Below are 24927 nucleotides of genomic sequence, written 5' to 3'. Positions count from 1 at the left end.
ATTAAGACACCTTATATCCCACATTCTTCTTAGTTTCAATTAAATCTACAACACCTATCGATTGTAATTTCTTACGCAATCGTGTCATATTGACCGCTAAAGTATTGTCATCTATAAAATTCTCAGACTCCCAACACTTCTCAATCAATGCGGTACGGCTGACATACTTACCTTCATTGCGGAACAACATATTTAAGATTTGTAATTCAGTAAAAGACAATTGAACCGATTCGTCTTCATGGTAAAGTGTTGCTTCATCTACAACAAGTTTGCAATTTTTAACAGTAACTTCATTATTAGACACTGCTAAATCATACGTTCTACGTAATAATGCTTGAATCTTAGTTACAGTTAACGATAAATTAAATGGTTTCTCGATAAAGTCATCGCCGCCCATTTGAATTGCCATAATTTGATCCATATTGTCGGTTCTTGAACTAATAAACATAATCGGTACATTAGAAGTCTTACGTATCTCCTGACACCAGTGATAGCCATTGAATGTCGGTAGATTGATATCGAGCAATACGAGTTGTGGTTGATTTGCATGAAATACGTCGATAATATTATCAAATTGTTTAGCCACGATGACCTCATAATTCCATTTCGATAACTCTTGCTCTAAACTTTCTGCAATGATAAAATCATCTTCCACGATGAATACTTTCATATTGCTCACCTTTCATTACTAATGATTTATTAAGCTTTGTGGTCGTCGTCATAATCAGGATTTGAAACTTTATTCTTTTCCTTTTCAAATTCTGCTTCTTTTTGCTCAGTTTTCTTTTTACGTTTACGTTCTTCCATTATTGATAATGCGATAAATCCAATGATGAGTAGTGGTGATAACATTACAAATATCATCGATTGAACACCTCTATATTTTATATTTGATTGATACATCATCTTAGTCTTCATTTTACAACTTTACTTATAAAATGAACATCAAAAAACTGAAGCGATACCGAAATAATGACTATTTCAACGTACCGCTTCAATCATAATAAAGATTATAAATTTAATTGCGACTCATAAGTACAGATTAGACATTACTTTTTATTTAAGATGTAAGTTCTAATATCTTCTATTGAAGTACTGTCGTATATTTGTGTTTTGGCTTCTCCTATCTTAGCTACTTTCAACATACTTCCACCATAGCTCTTTGGTGAATATTGCTCCCAATAATCTAATTGTTCAAATAGCTCTTTCAATGTTTCCATAAGATTTACCACCTTTTCTAAATTTGGGTAAATAAAATAGCCCTCCTTAAATAAGAAGCGCTCACGGACATCTTCTTATCTTTCAGGAAACTCCTGTTGGATTTAGCACCTCACGCAAAGCGCAGTTGCTGGAGCTTCATAGGGCCAATTCCCTCCACTCACTCTTAATAAGACGAACTATTTTATTTATTGGTATTATAACTCACTTTTAACAATTATAAAAGTAAAACGTTTACAACATATGATAAAACTAAATATAAAATAAATTCTATTCATTAATAATTGTTTACAATTACTTTACTTAAAAATAACTTTATACTAACTGAAAATCAAATTAAATTTCTTAATATAAATAGTGTAACAACTACACAATATACATATTAGGAGGCTTTTTTTAAATGAGTTTCATCAATAAATTTGGTAAAACAACAGTAGCAAGTTCAATCTTAGCTGCATCTGTATTAGGGACAACACACGTGTCATTCGCGTCAGGTTCTGGCGAAGGTAACCAAGGCCAACAAGGACAAAATGAAGATTACATGGCCATCGGTAACACAAAGAATCCTAAAAACGTTATTTTCATGGTCGGCGATGGTATGGGACCTGCATACAATTCAGCTTATCGTTACTATGCCGACAATCCAAATACTAAAGAATTAGATCAAACTGCATTTGACAAATATTTAAAGGGTACTAACCGTACTAACCCTAATGACCCTAAAGAGAACGTAACAGATTCAGCTGCAGGTGGTACAGCCTTTGCAACTGGTCACAAAACATATAATGGTGCAATTTCAGTAGATAATAATAAAAAGCCATTAAAATCCGTTCTAGAAAAAGCGAAAGAACTTGGCAAATCAACTGGTATTGTGACAACTGCTGAAGTAACAGATGCAACACCAGCTGTATATGCTGCACACGTTGATGACCGTGATAAGAAAGACGAAATCGCGCAACAGTTTTACAATGACAAAATTAATGGTCAACATAAAGCTGATGTTATTTTAGGTGGCGGTTCTAAATACTTCGGTAAAGAAAATGGTAATTTAACGGATAAGTTCCAAAAAGACGGTTATGATTATGTAACAAACAAAGATGAACTTGCTAATTCACAAAGTGATCAAGTATTAGGTTTATTCTCTGAAAAAGATATGCCTTTACAAATCGATGCACCACAAAGTAATCCATTATTAGTAGATATGGAAAACAGTGCCTTATCTAAACTAGAAAAGAATGATAAAGGGTTCTTCTTAATGGTCGAAGGTGCGTCTATCGATAAATCAGGACACCCTAACGACATTACTGGTGTTATGTCAGAAATGGGCGGATTTGAAAAAGCTTTCCAAAATGCAATAGACTACTCAAACAAACACAAAGACACTTTAGTTGTAGCAACTGCCGATCATTCAACTGGTGGTTTATCAATTGCTAAAGGGAAAGATTACGTATGGAATCCAGAAGCAATTCATAAAATGAAACACTCTGGTAGCTACATGACTAAACAAATTGCTGATGGCAAAGACCCAGAAAAAGTTATTAACGACGGCTATGGTTTCGAATTCCCTTCTAAACAAATGGATAAAGTTAAAGACGCTGCTAAAGAATTGAAAGAAGCTCAAGATAAAGCTAAAAGTGAAGACGATGAAAAAGTAGCTGCAGCAACTACTAAACTTCAAGATGCGATTCAAAAACCAATCAACGATGAATCTCACACTGGTTGGACTACTTATGGTCATACAGGTGAAGACGTAAACACATATGCACATGGACCAGGTGAAAATAAATTTGCTGGTAATAATGATAATACAGATAGCGCAAAAAATATCTTTGATTTCTTTAATAACGATGTAACATCTAATCAAAACCAACAATAATTAAGACTAAAAATTTAAGTATAATAAAGGTTAATTGCAATTTAAAAGCACTTTGTCAATGATTTATATCATCGACAAAGTGCTTTCATTTAGTTAAGATTTAAGTTTTCTTTTAATTTCTCTTTAACTTCTTTTAGACTATTTTTATCAGGATAGAAGTAGTATAGATTGTCGTCACCAAGTGCGTTTTGACCATTAATTGTTAAACGTTCTACATTGTCTTGTGCTTTATCATAGTCAGATTTAAAGCGATTTAACTGTATGAAGCTTAGGTCTGTTTTCAAGTTATCTTGAGCAGCTTTGAATATACCGTTTAATTTAGTTACTGAGTTAACAGAGAATGCTTCTCTAGCAACTGCAGTAATCACTTGTTGTTGACGCAATTGACGACCTTCATCGCCACCAGCACCATCTTCCTTACGACTACGCATGTAAGCTAATGCTTCTTTACCGTCCATTTTGTATTGCTCGCCTTTAGTGAATTGATAGGTATTGGTACTATCTTTAGTTATAAAAGAGCCATTACTCGTAATTGTAACTCCACCAAGTTCATCTACTACTGTTTTAACGCCATCCATATCAATAGAAATATAATGGTCAACAGGTACATCCATTAATTTTTCCAATGAGTTGACTGCCATTTTAGGACCGCCGTATGCATATGCATGGTTAATTTTTTCAGTTGTTCCTTTACCTACAATCTTCGCACGTGTATCACGAGGTACACTTACCATTACAGTTTTTTTATCTTTAGGGTTAATTGACATCAAGACGATAGAGTCACTACGTTGCCCGAGATTTTCTTGCTGTCTTTCAGCATCGTCATCTATACCGTAAAGCACAACCGTCATAGGGTCTCCCTCTTTTGCTGCCTTTTGTCTTAATTGGGAATGATCTCTATCTAAGGATTCATTAATTGAATTATTTAATGAATGTAATTTCGTAAAGACAAAAATAGCTGCAGCAACAATAAGTACTAATAATATAATCAGTATTGTAATAATTACTTTAAAAGTAGTTGATTTCTTTTTTTTCATAATATTAATCACTCATTTTTTATAGACTTTTAATAATTTCAATCACTCGTGTTTGCTGCTCATCTGTCATATCAGAACCTGATGGTAAACATACTCCATGGTCAAATAAATAGGCACTGTTATCTATACCATCAACCATTATATAATCATAAGATTCAAAGTATGGTTGTAAGTGCATTGGTTTCCATACTGGACGTGCTTCAATATTATTTTTTTGTAATTGCGAATTAATTTTGTTTTTCTTCAACATTACAAAATATATTCTTTACATTCATCAAAACCATTACATTTTATCTTATAATATTAGTTAGAATTTACGTTAAAACTAATGTAACTATCATGTAAATATGCAATAAATAAACTACTTGCGTAATGAATTAGTAGCTTATTTATAAAAATTCATTTTATAGCTATGTAATTCCGAGTAAAACTTTCAGATTTCTTTATCCGTACATTATACAATTTTGAACGGTCAATATATGTCCTTATGCAATAAATTCATTATTTGTCTTAAAAAGTTATACTTACATTTATCCTCTTCCTCAATTAAGGTCTCTCCAACAAACAATAATTATGTAATTTACATAAATATAAAAAAGCCAAGATATTTCTACACAGAGATATCTTGGCTTAAAACATTAATATTCAATATTTGGCATTTCGTTTACTTTGTTTTGGTATTTTTTGAAACCAACATATGCAGCTACGCCTAAAACTACTGTAATTAATAATCCCTTCATGTCTGTCACTCCTTTAAGGTTCTACATTTATTAGATTTCTTAAATATTAAAATCTAAATTTACCTATATTATACACTTAAAATTGTTCATTTTTAAAGTCACGTTTAATTATCTTATACACCATTGGTCTGATTTTTCATGAAAAGTATTGTATTATTTTGAAAATCGAGTATATTAATTATATCGATTTCGAAATAAATATATATGAGGTGCACGACTGTGGCAAAATTATTATACATTACAGCACACCCATTAGATGAATTAGCTTCTAATTCTATGGCTGCTGGTAAAGCATTTATTGATTCATACAAAGATAATCATTCAAGTGATGAAGTGAAGCACATTGATTTATTCAAAGAAGATATCCCTGTTATTGATAAAGATGTATTAACTGGTTGGGGTAAATTAAGAAATGGCGATGAACTTAATCAAGATGAACAACAAAAAGTTGATCGTTTCAGTGAAATTTTAGAAGAATTCCTTTCAGCTGATAAATATGTTTTCGTTTCACCAATGTGGAACTTATCATTCCCACCTGTATTGAAAGCGTACATTGACGCAATTTCAATTGCAGGTAAAACATTCAAATACACTGCAGAAGGTCCTCAAGGTCTTTTAACAGATAAAAAAGTATTACACATTCAATCACGTGGTGGTTTCTATTCAGAAGGTCCAGCTGCAGATGTTGAAAGTGGCGACCGTTACTTAAGAACAATCATGACATTCTTAGGTGTACCTTCATACGAAAATGTAATTATTGAAGGTCATAATGCGGAACCAGAGAGAACAGAAGAAATTAAAGCCGCTTCAATTACTGAAGCACAAGAAATGGGTAAAAATTTCTAATAAGCATATTAAAAGGCATTGCGTAGTCATTTACGCAATGCCTTTTTACTATTCAATCCTATTTACTTCTCATCTTTCAAATGCTGAATATCTTGAAATCCTTCTCTGTAATTCGATAGTTCTTCCATGATGTCATACCAATCATGTCCTACCTTCTGAAAGGTACTCTGCATTAATTCATCTTGTGCTTTATTTAATTTATCAACTAACTTACTGCCTTTAGGCGTTGGAAATAATTGTTTCACACGTCGATCTTCTTCAGATGTTTGTTCAACAATTAACCCTTCTTCCTTCAATTTACGCAACGTCGCATGTGATCCTTGTTTAGAGATTTCTAATGTCTTTAATAATTGCTTAATGGTAATACCAGGCAATTTATTAATGAAGAACAAAAAGCGATGGTGCTGACGACTCATGTCGTATTTTTCAATAATTTCATCTGCCGTTTTTATAAATGTCTTATATGCGAAGTAAAATAACATATGTTCATAATCATTTTTATTACTATCCATAGATTTCTTTCCTTTTCCATTTATGAATGATTATACACATTATAATCAATTTTCAAAAAACAGTCGAAAAAAGGTCAACTAAATTGACTTTATTAGCCAATATAATTATATTGTAAGTGTATTCTAATTTATAAATAAAGGTGGAATGAATATGAAACAACGTGTAGGACAATACTTAATGGATGCAGTACATCATGCAGGCGTCGACAAAATCTTTGGCGTGCCAGGAGACTTTAACCTAGCATTTCTAGATGACATCGTACGTCATGAAGGCGTTGAATGGGTAGGAACGACTAATGAACTTAACGGTAGTTATGCTGCAGATGGCTATGCACGTATCAATGGACTAGGCGTGCTCGTTACTACATTTGGTGTTGGTGAATTAAGTGCTGTTAACGGTATCGCAGGTTCGTATGCTGAACGTGTCCCAGTGATTGCAATTACAGGCGCGCCAACGCAAGCAGTAGAACAAGCCGGTAAGTATGTGCACCATTCATTGGGTGAAGGTCGTTTCGATAGCTATCAAAAGATGTTCGAACACATTACGACAGCGCAAGCATACATTACTGCTGAGAACGCAACAACTGAAATCCCTAGAGTCATTAATGCTGCTATTCATGAACGTCGCCCAGTGCACATTCATCTTCCTATTGATGTTGCAATGACTGAAATCGAGGTAGATTCAGAGTATGATGTCGCACCAATTCCAGACGTAAATGTTGATCGATATATTAATATGGTCGCTGACAAACTACGCTCCGCTTCACAACCAGTCATTATCACAGGTCATGAAATCAACAGTTTCCACTTACACAAAGCACTCGAGCAATTTGTTAATCAAACACACATTCCAGTCGCTCAATTATCATTAGGTAAAGGGGCGTTTAACGAAGAGAATCCATATTATATAGGCATTTACGATGGCAAAATTGCAGAAGACCAAATTAAAGATTATGTCGATAACAGTGATGCCATTTTAAATATTGGCGCTAAATTAACTGACTCAGCTACAGCCGGTTTCTCTTATGAATTTGATATTGATGATGTGGTTATGCTTAATCATCATAACTTTAAATTGAATGAAACGGTTGCTGAAGATGTAACACTACCTAGCTTAATTGATGGACTTAATACGATTGATTATCGATATGAGGGCTCGTTCCCTACTTTTGAAAAAGGAGCATCAAAAGAAGTCGCATTATCAGATGATATCTTAACGCAATCAACTTACTTTGACATGATGCAACACTTTATTAAAGATGATGATGTCTTATTAGCTGAGCAAGGTACATCATTCTTCGGTGCGTATGATTTAGCTTTACCGAAAGACATGACGTTTATAGGACAACCATTATGGGGTTCTATCGGTTATACACTACCAGCTACTTTAGGTACGCAAATGGCTGATCCAAATCGCCGTAACATCTTATTAATCGGGGATGGCTCATTACAACTTACAGTTCAAGAGTTATCTACGATGATTCGCCAAGATATCAAACCGATTATCTTCGTGATTAATAACGATGGTTATACAGTAGAACGTTTAATCCACGGCATGGAAGAAACGTACAATGATATCCGTATGTGGGATTATAAAGCTCTACCTAAAGTGTTCGGTGGCGATAATGTTGTTGTGCATGACGTGAAGACTTCTAATGACTTACAGAACGTATTTGACGCCATTAACGCTGCTCCAGAGCAATTACACTTCACTGAAGTCACAATGAAGTGGGATGACGCACCAGCTAAACTTCGCGACATTTCAAAAGCCTTTGCAGCACAGAATAAATAGGTCATCTACAATTATTAAAATAAGCCTGTCGCATGTTCTACCATGTCACAGGCTTTTTTGCATCATATACTCTTTTCATCCAAGTATTCAAAATCAATAACATCTTTCGTGATATCTTGAAGATGTTTTATATCCCATTGACTTTTCTTATCGTTTCTTAATCCATGATCCTGCGCTAAATCCTCATTATAATCATCTAAATTATACACTTCAAAATCATGTCTCGTGTCTTTATTGGTAGGATCCCACTGTTGATAATGATTGACCATACTCGTCCACTTCACATTTTCAATATGTGCACCTTTAGGCGCTTTAACTATATCAAAATTTAGTCTTCCTAATAATTGATTATGTTCATCTCCAGTATCTTGTCCATTCAGAAAGTTACCTAATGAATATGCGACAAGTGTTTGATGATTATCACGCTTACTCTTCACCCATTTAACCGGTTGAATGACATGTGGGTGTGTACCAATGACAACATCTACACCCTCATCCGCAAATAATTGAGCGTATTTCTTCTGTGTCTTATTTGGTGTATGGTGATTTTCATTTCCCCAGTGTGCCGACACTATCACGACATCACTTTGCTTTTTTGCTTGTCTTACATCTCGTTGAATCGTTTTTTCATCAAACGTTTTAATTGTGTAAGGATATTGTGATGTCATTTCATTTGTACCATATGTATAACTTAGTAAACTCACCTTGATTCCATTGACAGTCATGACCGGTATCGTTTGAGAATCCCTTTTCGAATTAAAAATACCTGTAAATAAAACATGTTTATCAAACTTATTCCATGCCTTAAGATGATTTAAGACACCTTCATCACCTTGATCCAAGGAATGATTATTGGCACCATTTACCATATCAAATCCGGTTTCTACAACATCTTGAGCAATCTGACTCGGAGTATTGAAGTTCTTAAATCCTGAAAATGGTCGATTATCCCCACCTAATGGAGATTCTTGATTAATAAATGCAAGGTCTGGTGATTGTATGTCGTTCTTAATATGTGAATACATAGGCTTAAAATTGAATGACCCATCTTGTTGCAGTGCATCATTATAAACAACAGGGTGTATTAAATTATCTCCTACTGCAACCACTGATGCTTCATCAGTAACATCTTCAGCCAGTGCCATGCCACAGAGAATTGCAAAAGTAAAAAATAGTACTATACAACTAACATAATACTTAACCACTAAGTACGCCTTCTTTCAATGAAGATTATTAGCGTCTTTTATATTCAAAACATAATTTTGTTGAGTTGCATAACATTTATTAACGAACTCTTTAATTTTTATTTTAGACAATTACTAACTTTAATGCAATTTGAATAAGAAAAATTTTTAATATATCGTTTAGTTGTATAGTCGATAAATTATTAAGGGAGTTATAACATGATATTATTACCACTAATTATCATTATGGGGTGCGTTGGTTACATCTTTAAATGCCATCCACCTACCGAGTGCAATCGTTGGTACGGTTATCGAACAAAGAAATCAATGGCTAATGATCGTAATTGGATTAAAGCCCAAAAACAATATGGCATCTATTCTCTAAAATACTTATGGGTGATATTGTTGTTCGGAATTATCGGAATAATGATTGAAATCGTAGGTATTATGAGAAGTACTGATTTAATCATTATGGCCGGTTTAGGCATAGAGTTGTTAGTAATGGTATGGTATTTATTCATCACATATTGGAAAGTCGAGAGAGAGCTTTGATGATAGATTAATGACGTAGTAACATTAGCGAAATCCATTTATTTTTTGGAAATCAAAAAGACTGCTGGTTGAGCAGTCTTTTGCGTTGATTATCTAATCTAATTTAAAAAGAAATCATCAATTTCTTTCGAATTTCTTACAATTTTCTCTTCTTGAACATTCATCGCTGAAGCATAATCTATAGTATTTGCGAATCTTTCAGTGGCGCTTAATTCCATATTAAATGCATTCATCGTCAGCTCATTTAACTTCAAATATTCTCTTCTAATTCTTTTTAGAATAATAGTATATTCTTCATCTATTTTTGATAGTAATTCATCAAACTTAGCTTTCAATTCTTCTTGAGAATATTTATCTTTACTAAATATGCCCTTCAATGACTCAATAAACCCTTTAAAATCATCAATCATATACATTGCTGAGGCAACAGTCATTCCCGTTAAAATACCACCTACAGTTGCACCAATTAACTCTGCAAAAATTGAAAAAGGTGTAGTTCTTAAGTAGGTAATTAAACTTTCTGTCATAATTCCACCTAAAGCTCCAATTACAGTAGCAGTAAAAACTTTGACTGCTTCTTTATACTTTGTTTCATCATTTTCAGCCGTTAGTAATAACTTAACTGATTTAACTACCCCATTAAATGTCTCTCCGATTAATCTCGCTAATCGTTTATAAGTTGTTTTGAATGTATTTATAATAACTGTTAATATATTGCCTAGAAAACCACTAATAAATCCTGTACTAAATCCTACAAAATAAGATTTTGCTCTATTAAATACTTTATCTTTTATTCTACTGAAGCACAATGTTAATTCTTGCCATTTAACTTTATTTTTATGAAAATTTTTAAAATTATTAAAGTAATACTTCATCTCTTTAAAAAATTCATTTTGTAAATCATAAAGTAGCATTCCTAGCATTTCTTTCATGCCCATTTTAGCACCTGAACTAAAACTGGCTTTCATTGTCTTTTGAGTATAATATCTTCTAGCTTTTTCTTTTGTTTCCGTTCTAAGTCTCTCATTAGATCGATTTTCTTGAAATTTTATGTCTTCTTCCCTTTTATTAAATCTTTCTATATTACTTCTTCCATCTTTATTAATTTTATTTCCCCATTCGGATGGTCCTAATTGCCCTTTAGATTGATTAGAATCACTCGTTATAAACGTAATATTATCATTGCTATTAACAAAAATAGATTGTTCATCATGAGTAAAAAATAAATTGAAGGCATGATTTTGACTTAAAGATTTTATAGAATTTATATGTTCAACTTGGTAATTAGACTTGTTTGTTTTTTCGACACTAAGTATATGTTCTCGATTATAACCATCTTTTAACTTACCGCGACTTTTTTTATTATCATTTGTAATTGAATATATCTGATTTTTAGCTGCATCACTAACTTTAACATTAATTTTATTCTTACTTTTTTGTGAATTATCATTTGGTTTAATTTTAATTGTATCACCAATTTGACTTATTTCTTCATTTGTTAATTTAGCTGAGAATTCCCTTATATTTTTCACATTCATTGAAACGAGTTCTAAAGCGCCATCTTTATTTTTTTTGAATACGTTTCTATCATAATAACTACGATCCAATTTCTTTTTATGTGCTTGCATTATATTATATTTTTCTTTAGATTCGTCATCACTAAAAACTGCATTCTTAAAATTGTGTAGAGTAGTTACGTTACCGCCATCTTTGTAAATATTTAATATTTTATCTAATCCAAAATTTTGAATGACTTGATTAATGGCTATTTCTTTATATTCCTCTAATAATTTATTTGTAGATTCATTAACATCTTTAATTTTAAATAGGCTAGACTCTGTTAAATAGTTTAAATCTAAAAAAAGATCTAAGTTTTTTGCTTCTTCCATATTAAGACACCTTACCTATAGCTCTATTTAATAACTCAGTAGCTCCTTTAGTTTGATTAATTAAACTCCCTAAGTCTTTAATCAAATCATTGTCCCCTGCTAATTTAATCTCTTTATAATCAGACTTGTATTTTGCTGTACGATTTAGAATGTTATCATAATACGGATCAATTACTGTGTTAGTAGTTTCAGTCAATTTAGTTGTTTCAATTATTTCTTCACTCGCACCTTTTAGCATTTTAATTTGCGCTTGGACTTCAACTTCTTTAGCTCTAGCTTCATTAGCTACTTTTTTATTTTTAGAGTTTCTAAGGAAACCAGCCGTTGCAATACTTACTCCACCAATTGTCCACCCTATTGGACCAGATAAAGCTAACAATGCTGAACCAGCTGCAGTGCCACCTCCACCAGCTGCTAGAGCGCCTCCCCCTAACCATGCTAGTGCTGCATTAGTTGCTGCAGCGCCACTTAATGTTGAAATTGCAGTACCCGTAGAAGCTGTACCAAATGTTGTTGCAATAGCCATAGCTGCAGAAGGACCAAAAGCTGCAACACCAGCTCCTGCAACCACTCCACTACCAGCTCCACCAGCTGTTTTTTTGAAAGACATATCTACTTCTTCATTAATTTCACTAACGAAATTCTCGAATTTTTTAAATTCTATTTTTAATTTTTCTACCTGTATTTTCACTTCTTCAGGTTTATTTCTCATACTATTTAAAAATTGCCAAACTTTCTTTATATTATCTTTTAGAACTAATCTTTCTTTATATAGTTTTTCTGATTGTGTAACCATATACGCTTTTTCTATTTCAAAGTTTTGAATTGCTTTTTCTAAACTATTAACTGCTTCTACTCTATTTTTTTATTTAACATTGTTATTTCTCCTTAATATACTGTTTTAATTTGTCCCATCGGGGGTCTTGTTTAGTATGTTTATGGTTTTGTTTTTTCATTTTTAGTTGTTTGGTATCAACTTGTTTTTGAATTTCAAGTTTCTCTTTGAAGTTGGTGCTGTAATTATCTAAGATGTCTATCCAATTGACGAAGGTAAATGTTTCATCTAATGTGTCTTCAACTTCTTCTTTGAACTTTCGATCGTTTGTTTTAAATCGATGTATGTCTTTATGTAAGGCGTATAGTAAACTTGTAAATTCACCTTTGTTTTTTTCTAAAATATCTACGGTTTTTAATCCGTATTCACTAAGTGTGTGATTGATGCTTGCTTGTGACAATGCATCAAATTCGTCAAAATGTATAACTCTGACATCATGCTGGTCTTTTAAATTTTTAAATACACGCGCTACATTTGAAAATTCTTGCGTATTACTTTGCCATTTTAGTATTTCTTTTTCTACAACATCGGAAAATTGCAAATAACCGTAATATGCAATAATACGTTCATAATAGCCTGATAATATAAGATATACCCATATATCTGTATCAACAATTGGCGGCGTCATACCCTTATTAGTCATAATTGAGCACCTCTATTTTGTCGATAATTTCATTGATCTTTGCTCCAGAAACGAGCCCTTTGTTATAGTTATGTTCTAGCACCGTCATGATGTTCGACGAGATTTGAGTATTATTAGTGGGTTCTAAGATATCTGTTGGCAAATCATTACCTGTGTAAATTGCATACAATTGAGCCTTATGATCTAAACGAGAGAGTGCATTTAACTGTTGATACGTATCACGTGGAATAGGATTCAGTTGCATTGCTCTTACCATAGCTGCACCAAAACTAATCTGATAATGTACACTCATACGCGCAATCACATCGGGACGCATAATATCATCATATGCTGCCATCCATTTTTGAATTTCTGCATTAGGTAATAAAACAATTCCTGCAAATATTTCCGCTTCTCTCTCTTCCAATGACTTATGATTAAAATCACTAATCCCATTTTTATGATTCATGTAATGGTGGTATACTTCGTGCCACAATGAAAATTGTTGACGTCCTTTGCTATGATTCGTATTCACAAAGATGAAAGGAAATCGATCTTTCTTCATGTAAAAACCGGATAAATTATTAGGTGCTTGTGCTTTTACAATGTAGTAGCCCATTTCAGATAACACTTGCGTTGAATTCGCAATCGGATATTGGAGTTGGTGATCTGAAATGAATTGTTCTGCAACTGGAATAATACGTTCTATTGTTTCACGATATGATTCAGTCACGTGACTCACTTCCAATCTTTAATTGATATGTCAGCAATTGGAAGATGTCATCGAGTTGTTTGACTCTGTGGTTAATTTCTTCTGTATTTTCCAATGCACGAAATGAAATGCTATCTAAGTCTTCTTGAGGTAAATGTTCTAGAAGTATTTCAGGTGTCGTCTTTAATATTGTAGCTGCGAGTTGATAATCTTGCGCTACCCATATTAAAGATGGGTTTAAAAGCTTATGTAGCTGCTTAGTGTCATAGTCATGGTGTTCAGCATACATAACTGGTTCTAAACCACTGAGTTCTATTTCTTTTTGTATGCGCTTACTTATTTCGACTTGCGTTTATTTGGGTATCATATGTATTCCTACCTTTTGTATTTGAATGATACATTTTTATTATAATTATTAAATTAATATTTTGCTATACTTTTTATAGTAAAAATAAGGTATCTATACAATTTACTAAAAAATAACAATTAGAAATATTTGTTTTTGTTGACTTTACTACATAATTCTCTTTTATACATTGTTACGATAACTTGTTCTACTTGTGTTCTTAGAAATTTAGGTTTTAGCAGTGCTTTTTTAGCTAACTTCTTCGCTTCGTTATCTAGTTTAATCATTATTACAACACCTCTATGACTAATTTGATAACATTTTACCGCATAGCATAGACAAAAATTGTCTACCTATAGTTCCCAAGTATCTTTTCAATTTCAGCTATATGTTTCTCTTTCAAACTATTTGGCGATAGCACTTTGATACGTGAACCTTGAGATAGTAGCCACATTAAAATACCATCGCCGATGACTTCAATTTCTACTACAAATCGGTTATTGGTGTAATCTTTTTTCAATAATTGAGCAGTTGGGAACCGATCAAGCACTGACTCAATAATCCCGTCATTAAATTCAAAGCGTACTTTCTTCCAATGGCCGCCATACATAAAATAGATACGTTGTTTCAAAGCGCCTTCTCTAATATAAGGTGAATTCGGAACGTTAAATTTAGTGTTCAATACTTTATATTCTTGAATTCGATCTATCCTAAAAATGAGTACCTGTTCTTTATCATTAACCCCTACTAAATAAAAGTACAGTTCAGAAAATGTAATATACATTGGTTTGATGACATGTGTACGCCCTTTGTTCATTGCATTAAAATAGTTAAATTCAATCACGCGATTTTGTTGAATAATATGATTTAAATCCCAAACTTTATTTAATAATGGCTCGCCATGATTCATGGGTTCATAATGAACTAATTCAGATTGAATGGCCTTTTCAATTACATGTTGATTCTCATCAGACATATGTTTCGTAAGGTTATTAACAATCATTTGTAATTCATCTTCAGATAGTGCTCTTGTTGAAATAAGAATTTTTAATATCGCTAGCACCTGTGTTTTATCAAAGGTTTCACTACTATTGTGGACCATTTCATATTTACGGTCTGTCGTATTCATCGTTATCTTCAAATGCGCCATATCCGTTCTGTTAGCAAAGAAGTCATTTAGATGCGCGATATAACGCTGCACGGTTCTGTCAGATTTTTTACCTATGATGTCGCCTATTTGTGCCTTAGATAAGCGTTCACCAGACATAAACTTTAAATACAGCTCTAGCGTGTCAGTTGTTTTAGTCATAGTTACCTCCCATTTTTGGAAAATGAATGATTCTACTTTATTAAACAACAATAAAATAAAAAATGTAAGATACATCTTTTTACTACGACAAAAAATGACGTACCTTGTAGGTATACTAATCTCAAGCAGTTCAAAACACTTAGAAAGTTGGGAATAAGAATGAATTTGCAAAACCAGTCCAAACATCCGCAAATGTTTAACCATGTTTCAAAAGAAGATAAATCACTGGCAATGATTATGTGGGTCTTAACCTTTTTCACAAGCTTTGTAGCACCTTTAGTGATTTGGTTAGTCAAAAAAGAAGAATCAGAATACATCAATAAGCAGGGAAAAAATTGTCTAAATTTCGCTATTAGCTACGGTATCTATGGTATTGCTAGTTTCTTATTAACTTTAATTTTAATTGGCTATTTAGCTTTAATGGCTTTAATCATTGCCAACATTACTTATACGATATTAGCAATCGTTTCAACCAATAAAGGTGAAGATTACGTCGTTCCGTTCACTATTGAATTTATTAAATAGATAGAAACAAGCCTTCCACTTCGTTTAAACTTCGAAATGGAAGGCTTTTTTTATGTGCTTTGTCGTTCTACGATATTTAATTTTAATACATCATCGTTGCTTTCAAACTCTGTATCTTCAAGTAATGCCAATAAATAGTTAATCAATTGCTTACCAATGTCATTGACTGGTTGATTGACTGTCGATAAAGGAATCTTCAGCAAACTAGAAATGGGTTGATTATCATACCCCATAATGGCGATTTGGTTAGGAATATTGATTTGATGGGCAGTCATAAAGTGCATTAACCCTAATGCCACTTCATCACTACCTGTAAAAATAGCATCTGGTAACTGTTCTTGCCCCAATAATGCTTTCCCAATCCGTTCACCGTCCTCAATCGTATGAACATGATTGAAAATCCATTCGTTTCTAATATCCAAGCCATTATCTTCCATCGCTACTCTAAATCCAACATTTCTAGGTTTATTGAAGCAATGATCATAGTAATTATTGTCCGTGCAATAAGCTATGTTTCGATATCCTTTATTAATTAAGTATTGAATGGCATCATACGTCGTTTGACGTTGGTTGGTATGTATAATCTTTACTTTATCAGACTGCATTGATTGATCTGCCGATAAAATAATAGGTCCATATTTCGTATACGTCTCTAAAACTTCTATGTCATTTTCAAGTGCGCCCATAATCACACCAGCAATGTGTCTTTGCTTAAACATATTTAATAATCTTAATTCCTCTTCTTTATCATTATATGTTTGCATGATTAACGTATGATATGGTGTACCTTTAATTTCTTTATCAATTGCATCAATCAAATACGCGAAATATGGATTCGTAATTCTAGGTACAATGATACCAATCGTATAAGACTTGTTAGAACGCAATTGCATAGCGACTGAATTTGGCACATAATCAAGTTCTTCCATCGCTTGTTGGATTTTAATTTTCTTATTCTCAGAAATATAAGGATGATGATTTAAATATCTTGAAACCGTCGATATAGATAACCCTGCTCTCTGAGCTACATCTTTAATTGTTGCCATAGTACCACCTTTAATGAAAACGTTTTCATTATTTATGATAGGTTGTCGCTACATTTTTGTCAATCACTCAAGTTAGATATTCAACATTTTAAATATGTCAAAAAGAGCCTGGGACATAAATAATATGATGATGCTATTTTGCAAATTCGCAGTAGCTGACTGAACTGAAAATGCGCTTAAATCAAGCTTTTTTCAGTTCTAGTCATCCTTGCGGGGGTGGGACGACGAATTTAAAAAGAATTCTGTCCCACTCCCTATTATTCATCATTTTGATTCCAAATTCTTTTTCATTCCTATTCTTCTACTAACCATTCAATTGTGCGTTTGATGGCCTTATCCCAGAACGCATAATCATGTTGACCTGGACCTTCTTCATATTGATAGTCAATTCCTTTATCATCCAAATATGTCATAAATTGTTGATTATCTTCATATAAGAAATCTTCTGTACCACATTGAATCAACAACTTAGGTATGGTCAATCCTTTTTCGACCGCTTCATCAACTAAATGATATGTATCGAGTTCAGTACCCTTGATAGTTGTATCTTCCCCAGTAATTGCTTTTGGTGCGAAATCAGGATAATCAAGTTCCATTAACCCTTGCGCTTGAAAGACAGAAGACAATGGCGATGCTTTAGAGAAGAGTCTTCCTTGTGTTAATGCAAATTTCATCGTGCCGTAACCACCCATCGAATGACCTGCAATAAAATTATCTTCACGTTTTGGTGATAATGGAAGTAGCTTATGTGCGTAGTGATACACTTCCAATATATGGTCATAATAACTATGACCGTACGTCATATTTGCATAGCCACTATGATCTGCATTCGGCATAATAATGGCTAATTGATGTTCATCTGCATATCGCTCAACACTGGTAAAGCGTGTATACGACGTTGCATCACTTGATAATCCATGCAATAGCATAAGTGATTTATAAGATTTAGGTGATTGTGTTTCGTCGAAGAAACTGGCGTCTTCTGGAATAATTGCTACAAATGATTGTTGCATACCTAAAGATGGTGATAAGTAATTGATTGTCATGAGTGCCATGTTGATTGTCGCCCCTTCTAATAATAAATGATTATATCTATTTTACACTTTTTCTGAAAAAGGTGTTACCCAAACATACAAAAAGACGTTAGTAATGTCACCAACGTCTTAAGTAGCAATTATTGTGTTTATATCGGTTTGGTAGTTTAATATAAACGCTTTTTGTATATAAAGGGGGCTTTGTGTCTTATTTATTACTTTATAACCATCCAGTTTTTGCCATTTTTTATTAATTTTTTCTCTTCTTTTAATTCATGTACAATATGGCCAGTTGTTTCACGTGAAATACCTGCTAAATCACTCAGTAATTGAATGGTCATGATATGTTTAATTTCGTAGAATTCATCATGATCGTATCCTATTGCATGACATAAATAATATAGTACTTTCTCAATACGTTCTCTCGCCAACTTTGTGGTTAATGCCATATTGTATTCCATTAGCAGTTCAAGTTCGTTATTTAACTTTTCGAACAGTGTAACAAATATGTCGTCATGATTTTTACAAAGATATTCCAACATATCTTTAGGTATGCCTATTACATTACATGGTGTTATAGCTGTGCACATCTCGTTTAATTCAATTTTTCGAAAGAGATGATTTAACGGAAATAATAGTTGCTCTTTATTAAGCTTACGATAAGCGTCCCCATCTTCATTAATTGTTTCACGCAAAACAATACCGTCTAGTAACAAATACACATAGGTGGGCTGATCAGATGAATAATATATGATTTGTCCTTTATTGTAACGTCGCACGAAACACTCACTCTTGAATGCTTGAATGACACCCGTTGGAATATTTAAGTAAGACGCTAATTGTTTGAGCCCTTCACTTAAATCATTGTCTCTGTTGTTGATATATGTCTTTCCGGCCATTGAGATACACTCCTAAATCTTTTAAAACTTTTTATTAGAATACTGAAACGCTTCCCATCGCTAAGCGAATGATACCTATTATTGCAAGTATGATAATGACTGCAAACAAGATATAGTCACCTTTCGTTAATGGTTTATGGTTATTACGTTGTACGAAACGATAAACAAATAGACCAGGGATGTAGAGCAACATGGTTAATAACAAGTAATCAATACCTGCAGCGTACACAAGCCATATCGCATAGATTGATGCAATAATACCGATTGCCCATTGTTTCACTGTAGCGTGTCCTTTATGCTCAATTGTGTATTTCAATTGATAAAAGGCACTAAACATATACGGAATTAAAATCGCGCTTGATGCAAGTGAAAACGCAAATTGATATGCACTGTCTGTAAATAACATGCTAATTAAGAATATTTGTACTAGAATGTTTGTAATTAATAATGCATTGATTGGTGCTTTATTTTTATTTTCTTTAGCAAACCATTTCGGGAACAAGCCATCTTTAGCCACTATAAATGGTAGCTCACCAGCTAGTAATGTCCAACCAAGCCATGCACCTAAAACAGAAATAATTAATCCAATGTTAACGAGTACTGAACCCCAATGACCAACGATATGTTCTAACACTTGTGCCATTGATGGGCTTGCAAGATCAGCAATTTGATTTTGTTGAATGACGCCTTGTGCCAATACAGTCATTAAGAAGTAAATAACAAGTACTGAAACAAGTCCAATTACTGTAGCAGTACCTACGTCTTTTTTCGATTTAGCACGACCTGAGAATACCACTGCACCTTCAATACCAGTGAATACCCATACGGTTACAAGCATTGTACTCTTAACTTGAGACATTGTATCGCCCCAACTAAATATACCTGTACCACCGCTTGTCATTCCGTAGAACCCTGCTTTGAATGTATCGAAATTAAATACTACAATCATACAAATGATGACTAAGAATATAGGAATTAACTTTGCAACAGTTACAATACTATTGATAAAAGCTGCGGTTTCAACACCTCTAAGTATTAAGAAGTGCACACCCCATAATAAGAAAGAAGCGACGATAATACTTGGTAGCGTATTACCACCTTTGAAGATTGGGAAGAAGTTACCTATTGCTGACATCAATAATGTTGCATAGGCTACGTTACCTAGAAACGCAGCAAACCAGTAGCCCCAAGCACTTGAGAAACCAATAAAGTCGCCAAATCCAGCCTGTGCATAACTGTAAATTCCACCTTCTAAGTCCGGTCTTACATTAGTGAGATTTTGGAAGACAAATGCGAGTGAAATCATTCCGATTGCGGTGATAATCCATCCAATCATAATTGCTAAACCACCGGCTTGACCACCCATATCAGAAATGATATTGAACGCACCGCCACCAATCATAGAACCAATGACTAAGCCAATAAGTGACGTTTTACCAAGTTTGTTTGTGTCTGATTCATTCATAATTCATTTCCCCTTCTAAGGAGGATTACTTTTAAATTAAGGGCTTGAAGCATCATTATTCAATTGTCTGGTAACCCTGCTTCAAACCCTTCTCCTTGTGTTATATTTCTACATCACTTTCCCTGCGATGTATTTTTCAAAAAAGTCCTTACGTTTGCTCGAAATACTTTAAATATCTTCTCTAAATAATGGTTGGCTCATACATCTTGGGCCCCCACGTCCACGAACAAGTTCACTACCAGTAATTTCAAGCACTTTAATGCCTTTATCACGAAGTAATTGGTTTGATACGTAGTTTCGGTCATAAGTAACGACCACACCTGGGCGTATACATAGCGTATTTGAACCGTCATTCCATTGTTCACGTGCGCCGTCTATCACGTCACCATTACCAGTTGGGATAAACTCGATTTTTTCAACGCCAAGTACGTCTGCTAGCGTTTCACGTAGTTTATTAGAATGTGTAATTTTGATATCATCTTTTGCTTCATCGTATTCAATCGTAAATAAATTCATGTTATTTTCTTCTTTGAAAATAGCTGAATGCACTGTGAATTTATCGTAGTCAATCATTGTGAATACTGTATCTAAATGCATGAACGTACGACTATTTGGAATTTCAATCGCAATTACTTTCTTGAATGTCGTAGATTCATCTTTAAATATATTACGTGCTAAGCGTTCAATTGCTTGTGCTGATGTACGTTCAGATATACCAATGGCTAAAGCTTCTTTAGATAGAATTAATTCATCTCCACCTTCGATATTAAATGGTGAGTTTCGGTCTAACCATACTGGTACATCTGCATCTTTAAATCTTGGATGATATTTTAAAATGTATGTCATAAATAGTGATTCTCTGCGACGTGCTCTCCAATACATTCTGTTAATTGTCATACCTCTACCTACTGATGCTTGAGGATCACGTGTAAAGTAAAGGTTAGGCATTGGGTCTAAATAGAATGGATATCTATCATCCATGTATTCAACGAGATGTGTTGTTTTTAGTTCAATTTCTTCTTTTCTCACACCAGCCATAATTTTATCGATTAATTCTTGATCTGATAACTTCGCAAAAAACGTTTTAATTTCAGCTTCATGTCCTAATACTGTTTTTTGAGATTCTGCAAGAATGTCGTCAATGAACTGTTCTCGCACATCTTTATCTGCAATTGCTTCAGCTGCTAGTTTTTCTAAATAAACAACTTCCACACCTTCATCACGAAGTGTTTGTGCAAATTTGTCGTGTTCTTCTTGCGCCACTTTTAAATAAGGAATATCGTCGAATAGCAAGCCACTTAAGTGATCTGGTACTAAATTTTCTAATTCTTTACCAGGTCGTTTGAGTAATACTGTTTTTAATCTACCGATTTCACTGTTTACTTGAATAGGTCCTTGTGTCATATTCATTTCCTCCTTTATTTATCTACAATTAGAGTATAAAGCGCTTTCAAAAAAGTTTATGTGATTGTTTTCACAATATGAACGTGTGCTAGTTCATGCTTTCTGGTTATTCAATGCATATTTGTGATTGAATATACAAAATCATTGGGCATTTGGTGCTTTTTATGTATATTCCATTTATTTTCGTATGATAATATTTTTAAGAAAAGTTTTTTATGCATTATTCTGTATTTATAAACACCCGTGATTTGTATCTACAATTATATAACTACTTAGGTTATGAACATTATAATTTAGGTGTGTTACACTCTATTATAGATAATATAAAAAAGTAAATCCACATTATATTTTATACATTAATTTGAATATTTATGATTAAATAATTTATAATGCACATATTTAGCCATTTCTTCAGAATTAGTTAGTACCATCAATGTGTCATTGCCACCTACTGTCCCTAATATTTCATTAATATTCATTCGATCAATGAAATAATTAATGCATTGCGCAAATCCTGGAGATGTTTTGATAAGTATGTAGCTATCTTTTATTATGATATTTTTAATTTCACTGTCATAATAATGTAGCAGTTTCGTTTTAGCATCCATTTGTTGCGTATTATCTAACTTCTTATAATAGGATTGATTACTTACAGCTGGAACTTTAAAAATCTTTAATTCTTTCAAATCTCTTGAAATCGTAGTTACGCTATAGCGCACCCCGAAATGCGTATCGATGTAATCTGCAATCTCTTCCTTTTTGTTAAATCGGTTATTCTTAACTACCGTTGCGATGAGATCTAGACGTTTATTCTTTTTCATATTATAAACTCCCTCTATCCCTATACAGCCTACTGCTATATTTATGTTTTACTTTTAACGTATCATTTTTTTGTCTTTCTTTGTGTGGGGTATTTCATAAAATCTGTTATAAATTTAATTATTTACATAAAAACGCCCCAAAAGTAAGATTTATCATCCAACTATTGAGGTGTCTTTCAAGTTATGCTATTTTGATTCTTTCATAGCTTGTTTTACAGTGCTATAACCTATTACCACGCGATCAACTTTACCGTTATCTACATCAAACCATACCGTCATTCCTTTTGAATTTGGTTGGTAGAAATAGATACCTGTTGTATTATGCTTTTGGTTATTTACCTTTTGTAAATCTTTACCGTAAGTTTTATTTAATTGATCCAATGTCATTTTACCCGTTACGTTTAAATCAAGTAATGATGCTGTTTTACCATCTTTCGAAACGTTTCTAAAATATTGATCATATTTTTTCACATTTTTAGATGATGTTGTTGCTTTCAATTTAATACCATTGAATGTAACATTTTCAGCTTTTACCGCATTTTTAAAATGTTTATCTAATACAAAAGATACGTCTTGACCTGCATATCCTTTATAATTGTAATATGCAGATGTCGCATTCGCTTTAGAATGAGTTGTGTTTGTTGTAGCTTTAGATTCAGCATGTGCAATAGATGTGTCCGTCAATGCACTTGTAACACCTACACCAAATAATGTGCTTAGTGCTAATGTCGTTGCGACTAATGTTTTTGTAATTTTTCTCAAATTAGAAGCCTTCTTTCTTTATAACTAAACATATCATACGCCATTCTTGATTGTTATACAATTTTGGTTAACTAATTAGAAGTGTTTAATATTTGATGTAATGTTGTTTATAATTACACAAAATTAAATTTCACAAATCGTTAAATAATTTTTTTATATAAATTATGTTATACTAAATATAGGAGTAACATCCCCATTAACTCCTTCACAAAAAGTTATATTATGTAATAACTATAGCCATAAGTTTACTTCCCCTTTGTTAAACTTATGGCTCTTTTATATAGTTTTTTTACTTTTCCAAAATAAATATAAAATTACTTTATATTGTAGAAAACCACTTCCAAAATGCGAACATATGTTCTATAATGAATTTGAGGTGGTTAACATGATTCCAAATCCTAATGCGCCAGATGAGTATAAATATGAAACAGATTATCGTAAAATACCAAGACAATATCTAGACGCTAACATTCCTCAAGGACGTGGCATGGTGAAGTGGGCTCCCTTTGCAACAATGCCAGAACAATATCAACAATTGAATGATTTTATTGAGGAACAGAATAAAATTGCCATGCCTTCATTGTCAGATGATCAATTCGAAAATATCAATCGACAGCTCACATATAAATTCACACAGCACCAACTGGCAATGATTAGTTATTGGAGAAATGGCTATATCCAATCAATTGCAGCGTATATACGTCGTATCGACTCGCTAAATCGCTGTATCACAATTAGTAACGAGAACGGTTCACAAACGATGAAACTCGATTTTGAGGTTATTTGTAATGTAGAGTAAGTGTGTTGCGTAATTAGTGACTCATATCACTGAAACATGAGTTTTATTTTAACTAGAGATAAATTAAAGCGCATAGATGAGGAAGTCCCATTTATGCGCTCTTCTAAATATTATTTACTTGTTGTAAAGCCTACGTAACTAATATCTACTTCTACAACTTTATTGTTATTAAGAACAAATGATGTTGCTAAACCATCTTTATTTGGTTTATAAACGTAAATACCGCTACCTTTAACATTATTGTTGCCTTTTACTTTTTTCAAATCTTTACCATAAGCTTTTTTAAGTTGACTGTACGTTAAATCGCCTTTAACTATAAATTGTAATTTATTCGCTTTTTTGCCATTGCTTGTTACGCCAGTAAATTTCTGATTATACTTTTCTTTTACAGTTGTGCTATTTGTTTTAGCAAGTTTGATACCATTAAATTTAATGTTGTCGTGTTTGATTGCGTTAATAAAGTTCTTGTCTGTTAAGAATTTAGCGTCTTTATCAACGTAACCATTATAAGAGTAGTAATACCCTTTAGTTTGCGTTGCTGCATGAGCAGTATCTTGTACTGGTAATACAGCGCTACTCACTCCTAAAAGTGTTCCAAATGCTAATGTTGTTGAGGCAATAGTTTTAACTACTTTATTCATGTTAGTCCTTCTTTCTATATTAGAATTACACTTCATTTATATTATCGCACAATACATACAA

The 24927-nt window shown here is 33.0% G+C and carries 28 protein-coding genes, 1 pseudogene and 1 riboswitch; of the genes and pseudogenes, 6 read left to right on the top strand and 23 right to left on the bottom strand.

Features of this window, described 5'->3' with window-relative positions; genetic code table 11:
• Position 1 precedes the first annotated feature (1 nt).
• The 3 genes from AC1RRU_RS04515 to AC1RRU_RS04505 form a co-directional block, all read right to left on the bottom strand.
• A complete protein-coding gene (locus AC1RRU_RS04515) occupies positions 2-670 on the bottom strand; it encodes a response regulator transcription factor (protein WP_016930642.1) in 669 nt (222 codons plus the stop codon).
• A 29-nt stretch (positions 671-699) separates the two neighbouring features.
• Positions 700-864: a hypothetical protein gene (locus AC1RRU_RS04510; protein WP_016930641.1), complete on the bottom strand. Its 165-nt coding sequence runs from the start codon at positions 862-864 to the stop codon at positions 700-702.
• Positions 865-1049: 185 nt separating this feature from the next.
• Positions 1050-1220, bottom strand: a complete 171-nt coding sequence (locus AC1RRU_RS04505; protein WP_011274728.1) for a hypothetical protein — start codon at positions 1218-1220, stop codon at positions 1050-1052.
• A gap of 72 nt (positions 1221-1292) precedes the next feature.
• Positions 1293-1394: riboswitch (SAM riboswitch) on the bottom strand.
• A 224-nt stretch (positions 1395-1618) separates the two neighbouring features.
• On the opposite strand from AC1RRU_RS04505, the gene AC1RRU_RS04500 reads away from it, so the two are divergent.
• Positions 1619-3094 carry an alkaline phosphatase gene (locus AC1RRU_RS04500; RefSeq protein ID WP_016930640.1) on the top strand — a complete coding sequence of 492 codons (1476 nt, stop codon included), beginning with the start codon at positions 1619-1621 and terminating at the stop codon, positions 3092-3094.
• Between the two features lie 89 nt (positions 3095-3183).
• Here AC1RRU_RS04500 and AC1RRU_RS04495 read toward each other — a convergent pair whose 3' ends face one another.
• From AC1RRU_RS04495 to AC1RRU_RS04485, 3 genes and pseudogenes are all read right to left on the bottom strand, one after another.
• Entirely contained in the window at positions 3184-4131 is a 948-nt protein-coding gene (locus AC1RRU_RS04495; RefSeq protein ID WP_016930639.1) for an LCP family protein, read from the bottom strand.
• Between the two features lie 19 nt (positions 4132-4150).
• Positions 4151-4369, bottom strand: a pseudogene (locus AC1RRU_RS04490) (DegT/DnrJ/EryC1/StrS family aminotransferase); the annotation flags it as partial.
• Positions 4370-4769: 400 nt separating this feature from the next.
• Positions 4770-4871 carry an SE2200 family small protein gene (locus tag AC1RRU_RS04485; protein ID WP_016930637.1) on the bottom strand — a complete coding sequence of 34 codons (102 nt, stop codon included), beginning with the start codon at positions 4869-4871 and terminating at the stop codon, positions 4770-4772.
• A 219-nt stretch (positions 4872-5090) separates the two neighbouring features.
• Between AC1RRU_RS04485 and AC1RRU_RS04480 the strand changes: the two genes are divergently transcribed.
• Entirely contained in the window at positions 5091-5717 is a 627-nt protein-coding gene (locus tag AC1RRU_RS04480; RefSeq protein ID WP_037551497.1) for an FMN-dependent NADH-azoreductase, read from the top strand.
• Between the two features lie 62 nt (positions 5718-5779).
• Here AC1RRU_RS04480 and AC1RRU_RS04475 read toward each other — a convergent pair whose 3' ends face one another.
• Entirely contained in the window at positions 5780-6229 is a 450-nt protein-coding gene (locus AC1RRU_RS04475; RefSeq protein WP_037551495.1) for a MarR family winged helix-turn-helix transcriptional regulator, read from the bottom strand.
• 151 nt (positions 6230-6380) lie between these two features.
• Between AC1RRU_RS04475 and AC1RRU_RS04470 the strand changes: the two genes are divergently transcribed.
• A complete protein-coding gene (locus AC1RRU_RS04470; RefSeq protein ID WP_070663215.1) occupies positions 6381-8021 on the top strand; it encodes an alpha-keto acid decarboxylase family protein in 1641 nt (546 codons plus the stop codon).
• Between the two features lie 62 nt (positions 8022-8083).
• Here AC1RRU_RS04470 and AC1RRU_RS04465 read toward each other — a convergent pair whose 3' ends face one another.
• Positions 8084-9226, bottom strand: coding sequence for a CapA family protein (locus AC1RRU_RS04465; RefSeq protein WP_053026264.1), 1143 nt, complete (start codon positions 9224-9226; stop codon positions 8084-8086).
• Between the two features lie 198 nt (positions 9227-9424).
• Here AC1RRU_RS04465 and AC1RRU_RS04460 point away from each other — a divergent pair, with 198 nt between their 5' ends.
• Positions 9425-9757, top strand: a complete 333-nt coding sequence (locus tag AC1RRU_RS04460; RefSeq protein ID WP_048667916.1) for an SdpI family protein — start codon at positions 9425-9427, stop codon at positions 9755-9757.
• A gap of 98 nt (positions 9758-9855) precedes the next feature.
• Here AC1RRU_RS04460 and AC1RRU_RS04455 read toward each other — a convergent pair whose 3' ends face one another.
• The 7 genes from AC1RRU_RS04455 to AC1RRU_RS04425 form a co-directional block, all read right to left on the bottom strand.
• A complete protein-coding gene (locus AC1RRU_RS04455) occupies positions 9856-11646 on the bottom strand; it encodes a hypothetical protein (RefSeq protein WP_048667915.1) in 1791 nt (596 codons plus the stop codon).
• A gap of 1 nt (position 11647) precedes the next feature.
• Positions 11648-12442, bottom strand: coding sequence for a hypothetical protein (locus tag AC1RRU_RS04450; protein WP_053028339.1), 795 nt, complete (start codon positions 12440-12442; stop codon positions 11648-11650).
• An 82-nt stretch (positions 12443-12524) separates the two neighbouring features.
• Positions 12525-13124, bottom strand: a complete 600-nt coding sequence (locus tag AC1RRU_RS04445) for a hypothetical protein (protein WP_048667914.1) — start codon at positions 13122-13124, stop codon at positions 12525-12527.
• Complete coding sequence (locus tag AC1RRU_RS04440; RefSeq protein WP_048667913.1) at positions 13117-13836, bottom strand: ImmA/IrrE family metallo-endopeptidase; 720 nt, start codon at positions 13834-13836, stop codon at positions 13117-13119. Before AC1RRU_RS04440 ends, AC1RRU_RS04445 begins: the two co-directional genes overlap by 8 nt.
• Complete coding sequence (locus tag AC1RRU_RS04435) at positions 13829-14104, bottom strand: hypothetical protein (RefSeq protein ID WP_493196455.1); 276 nt, start codon at positions 14102-14104, stop codon at positions 13829-13831. Before AC1RRU_RS04435 ends, AC1RRU_RS04440 begins: the two co-directional genes overlap by 8 nt.
• 197 nt (positions 14105-14301) lie before the next feature.
• Positions 14302-14448, bottom strand: a complete 147-nt coding sequence (locus tag AC1RRU_RS04430; RefSeq protein ID WP_154266286.1) for a hypothetical protein — start codon at positions 14446-14448, stop codon at positions 14302-14304.
• Positions 14449-14510: 62 nt separating this feature from the next.
• Entirely contained in the window at positions 14511-15470 is a 960-nt protein-coding gene (locus AC1RRU_RS04425; RefSeq protein WP_048667911.1) for a helix-turn-helix transcriptional regulator, read from the bottom strand.
• Between the two features lie 159 nt (positions 15471-15629).
• Between AC1RRU_RS04425 and AC1RRU_RS04420 the strand changes: the two genes are divergently transcribed.
• Positions 15630-15995, top strand: a complete 366-nt coding sequence (locus tag AC1RRU_RS04420) for a DUF4870 domain-containing protein (RefSeq protein WP_048667910.1) — start codon at positions 15630-15632, stop codon at positions 15993-15995.
• A 50-nt stretch (positions 15996-16045) separates the two neighbouring features.
• Here the strand turns inward: AC1RRU_RS04420 and AC1RRU_RS04415 are convergent, their stop codons facing one another.
• The 7 genes from AC1RRU_RS04415 to isaB (AC1RRU_RS04385) form a co-directional block, all read right to left on the bottom strand.
• Complete coding sequence (locus AC1RRU_RS04415; RefSeq protein ID WP_048667909.1) at positions 16046-17041, bottom strand: LacI family DNA-binding transcriptional regulator; 996 nt, start codon at positions 17039-17041, stop codon at positions 16046-16048.
• A 293-nt stretch (positions 17042-17334) separates the two neighbouring features.
• On the bottom strand, positions 17335-18096 hold the full coding sequence (locus AC1RRU_RS04410; RefSeq protein WP_037571041.1) for an alpha/beta hydrolase: 762 nt from the start codon (positions 18094-18096) through the stop codon (positions 17335-17337).
• Between the two features lie 194 nt (positions 18097-18290).
• A complete protein-coding gene (locus AC1RRU_RS04405) occupies positions 18291-18974 on the bottom strand; it encodes a Crp/Fnr family transcriptional regulator (RefSeq protein WP_033079670.1) in 684 nt (227 codons plus the stop codon).
• A gap of 34 nt (positions 18975-19008) precedes the next feature.
• Positions 19009-20439, bottom strand: coding sequence for an arginine-ornithine antiporter (arcD, locus tag AC1RRU_RS04400; protein ID WP_033079669.1), 1431 nt, complete (start codon positions 20437-20439; stop codon positions 19009-19011).
• Positions 20440-20607: 168 nt separating this feature from the next.
• On the bottom strand, positions 20608-21843 hold the full coding sequence (gene arcA / locus AC1RRU_RS04395) for an arginine deiminase (RefSeq protein ID WP_011274693.1): 1236 nt from the start codon (positions 21841-21843) through the stop codon (positions 20608-20610).
• Between the two features lie 356 nt (positions 21844-22199).
• A complete protein-coding gene (locus AC1RRU_RS04390; protein ID WP_016930627.1) occupies positions 22200-22664 on the bottom strand; it encodes an arginine repressor in 465 nt (154 codons plus the stop codon).
• Between the two features lie 186 nt (positions 22665-22850).
• Positions 22851-23426, bottom strand: coding sequence for an immunodominant staphylococcal antigen IsaB family protein (isaB, locus tag AC1RRU_RS04385; protein WP_041615066.1), 576 nt, complete (start codon positions 23424-23426; stop codon positions 22851-22853).
• A gap of 385 nt (positions 23427-23811) precedes the next feature.
• Between isaB (AC1RRU_RS04385) and AC1RRU_RS04380 the strand changes: the two genes are divergently transcribed.
• A complete protein-coding gene (locus tag AC1RRU_RS04380; RefSeq protein ID WP_011274690.1) occupies positions 23812-24225 on the top strand; it encodes a YolD-like family protein in 414 nt (137 codons plus the stop codon).
• Positions 24226-24335: 110 nt separating this feature from the next.
• Here AC1RRU_RS04380 and isaB (AC1RRU_RS04375) read toward each other — a convergent pair whose 3' ends face one another.
• On the bottom strand, positions 24336-24866 hold the full coding sequence (gene isaB / locus AC1RRU_RS04375) for an immunodominant staphylococcal antigen IsaB family protein (protein WP_011274688.1): 531 nt from the start codon (positions 24864-24866) through the stop codon (positions 24336-24338).
• Between the last annotated feature and the right edge of the window lie 61 nt (positions 24867-24927).

It is taken from the genome of Staphylococcus sp. GW821-FHT11H10, from assembly GCF_058807855.1.
This window is presented reverse-complemented; position numbering and strand designations above follow the sequence as displayed.